We start from the raw sequence: 3,731 nt of genomic DNA on the forward strand, positions 1-3,731 counted from the left end.
GCCCACAAGCTCCACAGCGCTCAATCCAATCGATATAAAATCCGGGAAAGTCAAAACCAAATCCCCGGCACCGGCCTTAGCTTATTCCTCCCCGGTGACTGTCCAAACGACCGGGACCACCGCACCTGCCCCTATCAGTATCGGAGAGCAACGGCCGATTGGACCCCGGCGTTTGCCGGGGTGACGAGTTCACACTTCTTCGTGCCTCATCAATATCTACCGAGATACGCGCGAATGCGGCTGATGGCTTGCTCGAGTCGCTCGATGCTCGTCGTGTAGGCGATGCGCAGATGTGATTTGGGTGCAGCGGCGCCAAAGTCGAGTCCTGGCGTCATTGCTACGCCTGCCTTTTCGAGCAGGTCGCGGGCAAAGGCCTCGCTATCGTTGGTCAGTGCGCTGCAATCGGCATAGATGTAGAACGCCCCTTCCGGTTTGGCGGTCAGGCGAAAGCCCAGTTTTTCCAGCGCGGGCGCGAGATAGTCACGGCGGGCATGGAATTCGGAGCGTCGTGCCTCGAGAATGGCGATCGTCTCGGGTTTGAACGCGGCGAGTGCGCCGTATTGCGCCGGCGTTGGAGGAGCGATGAAAAGGTTCTGCGCCAGCTTCTCGATCTCCCGCGCAAAACGATCGGGAACGACGAGCCAGCCGAGGCGCCAACCGGTCATGTTGAAGTACTTCGAGAAGCTCTGAACGACGAAGATGTCGTCGCCTAGCTTGAGCGCGGTCGATGCGTCGCGTTCGTAGGTCAGGCCATGGTAGATCTCATCGACGATCAGCGTTCCCTGGCGTTGCCTGACAAACTCGGCGATCGATTCGAGCGTCGGTTCGTCCAGCAGCGTCCCGGTCGGGTTGGCGGGAGAGGCGAACAGCGCACCGGCCGTCCGCTCGTTCCAGTGGCGTTGTACCTCGGCCAAGGTCGGCTGATAGTTGTTCTCGGCGCTCACCGGAATGCACACAGGCACTCCATCGAAGCTGCGGACGAAATTGCTGTTGCAGGGATAGCCCGGGTCGGTCATCAACCATTCGCTGCCCGGTTGGCAGAGGCAGGCCATGGCCAGAAGGAGTGCGCCGGATGCGCCCGCCGTCACGACGATGCGTGATGCGGGGACGGCGACGTTATAGCGCTGTCGGTAGAAATCGGCGATCGCCTGTCTCAGTTCAGGCAGTCCAAGCGCGGGCGTGTAGAACATCCGTCCCCCCGCCATGCTTGCCTGCGCGGCTTCCAGGATGGGGGCGGGCGTCGGGAAGTCGGGCTCGCCGATTTCCATATGGATGATGTCGCGCCCTTCGGCCTCAAGCGCCTTGGCGCGAGCGAGCAATTCCATGACGTGGAAGGGGGCGATGTGAGCGAGTCGGCTGGCAGGGAAGGTCGGCATGAATCGATTCGATCCGGGCGTTGGGTTACAGCGGTGGACGAAAAAGGCCACCCGAAGGTGGCCTTGCATGATACCGGATGTTGCTTAGGCCTTGAACTTGGCCTCGTAGTCGTCGCGGATCTCAGCCAGCTTGGCAGGCAGCTTGTCGCTCATCTTGCCGAACCATTCCTTGACGCCTTCGAGTTCGGACAGCCAGGCTGCCTTGTCGAGGCTGGTGACGTTGGCGAACTCTTCCTTCGAGAAGCTGGCGCCGTTCCAGTCGATATCCTCGTAGTTCGGGATCGTGCCGAGAACTGTTTCCTGACCGCCAACCTTGGCTTCACAGCGCTCGATGATCCACTTGAGGACGCGAGCGTTGTCTCCGAAGCCAGGCCATGCGAACTTGCCTTGCTCGTTGGTGCGGAACCAGTTGACCATGAAGATCGGCACTTGCTTGTCGGCAACCGCGCCCATCTTCAGCCAGTGGCTGTAGTAGTCGGCCATGTTGTAGCCGCAGAACGGCAGCATGGCGAACGGGTCGCGGCGGACGACGCCCTGGGCGCCGAAGGCGGCAGCGGTCGTTTCCGAACCGAGGGTCGCGGCGGTGTAAACACCGTGCTCCCAGTCGGCCGTCTGGCAGACCAGCGGCACGGTCGAAGCACGGCGGCCCCCGAACAGGAAGGCCGAGATCGGCACGCCGTCGGCGTTCGACCAATCCTTGTCGATACACGGGCACTGGTAGGCCGGGGCGGTAAAGCGGGAGTTCGGGTGTGCAGCCTTGGTGCCCTTCTCCTTGGCGATTTCCGGCGTCCAGTCGTTACCTTGCCAGTCGATCGCGTGAGCCGGAGCCGGGCCCATGCCTTCCCACCACACATCGCCGTCGTCGGTCAGCGCGACGTTGGTGAAGATGGTGTTTTCGGCGAGCGAAGCCATCGCGTTGTAGTTGGTCTGGTCGTTGGTGCCCGGGGCAACGCCGAAGAAGCCAGCTTCCGGGTTGATCGCGTACAGGCGGGTAACGCCGTCAGCGCCCTTGCGCGGCTTGATCCAGGCGATGTCGTCACCGATACAGGTGATCTTCCAGCCCTTCAGGCCGGCCGGCGGTACGAGCATGGCAAAGTTGGTCTTGCCGCAGGCTGACGGGAACGCGGCGGCGACGTAGTGCTTTTCACCGGCCGGCGATTCGACGCCGAGGATCAGCATGTGTTCGGCCAGCCAGCCGCCGTCACGCGCCATGTTCGACGCGATGCGCAGCGCCAGGCACTTCTTGCCGAGCAGCGCGTTGCCGCCGTAACCCGAGCCGTACGACCAGATTTCGCGGGTTTCCGGGTAGTGCACGATGTACTTGGTGGTGGGGTTGCACGGCCACTTCGGATCCTTGGTGCCCGGCTCCTTTGGCGCGCCGATCGAGTGCACGCAGGGGACGTAGATGCCGTCGGTACCCAGTACCGGGAAGACGTCCTTGCCCATGCGCGTCATGATGCGCATGTTGGTCACGACGTACGCCGAGTCGGTGATCTCGATGCCGATCTGCGCGATCGGCGAGCCGATCGGGCCCATCGAGAACGGGATGACGTACATCGTGCGGCCCTTCATGCAGCCCTTGAACAGGCCGGCGAGGGTTTCGCGCATCTTGGCCGGGTCTTCCCAATTGTTGGTCGGGCCGGCGTCTTCCTTTTTCTCCGAGCAGATGTAGGTGCGGTCTTCGACACGCGCCACGTCGGACGGGTCGGAGAAGGCGAGGAAGGAGTTCTTGCGTGCCTTCAGCTTGATGTAGGTGCCGGCGTCGACCAGTTCCTGGCAGAGGCGGTCGTACTCTTCCTGTGAGCCGTCGGCCCAGACAACACGATCCGGCGTGACCAGAGCCGCAATTTCTGCGACCCACTTTTTCAAGCCTTCGTGCTTGACGTAGTCAGGGGCGTTAATCGATACGGTTTGACTCATGGCGTTACACTCTTTCAATTGACAGTTGGAAAACGGGGCCGCGGCGTTGATCACGGGAGAAAGCGGACTGGTCGTCTGGATTACCTATGCGAGCGAGCTTCCAAACGAATAAACATCGGCTGCGATTCAGGGTGGGCAGTCAAGTTCATGTGGAAATCAGGGTGTTGACGTCGCGCACCGTGGCTGCCACGTAGTGCTCAAAACGCAAAAATTCTATCATAGCTAAGGAAACGCTGAACAAATCATTTCATCCGGAAGCGAGAGGTGAGTGAGGCTGATTTGATTGGAAAACAAGCTGATTTTTCTGCCAAATACCTGTTTTTGCGGGGTATTTTTCTCATTTTCCGTTTTCAGGACGCACCTTGGGTGTTGGCGTCGAGAAGCCAACGACGCGCCAGCACCAGATTGGCGAAGCCGAACAGGGAGAAGAGCTGG

At 60.9% G+C, this 3,731-nt stretch carries 2 protein-coding genes; both read right to left on the bottom strand.

Annotated features, from left to right (window positions below):
* Positions 1–209: 209 nt before the first annotated feature.
* Entirely contained in the window at positions 210–1,376 is a 1,167-nt protein-coding gene (locus KBA32_RS16670) for a pyridoxal phosphate-dependent aminotransferase (RefSeq protein ID WP_294361372.1), read from the bottom strand.
* An 84-nt stretch (positions 1,377–1,460) separates the two neighbouring features.
* The gene (locus KBA32_RS16675; RefSeq protein ID WP_294361374.1) at positions 1,461–3,296 is read right to left on the bottom strand and encodes a phosphoenolpyruvate carboxykinase (GTP); all 1,836 of its coding nucleotides are present in this window, start codon (positions 3,294–3,296) and stop codon (positions 1,461–1,463) included.
* Positions 3,297–3,731 lie beyond the last annotated feature (435 nt).

This window comes from Propionivibrio sp. (assembly GCF_017995515.1).
GTDB lineage: Bacteria > Pseudomonadota > Gammaproteobacteria > Burkholderiales > Rhodocyclaceae > Propionivibrio.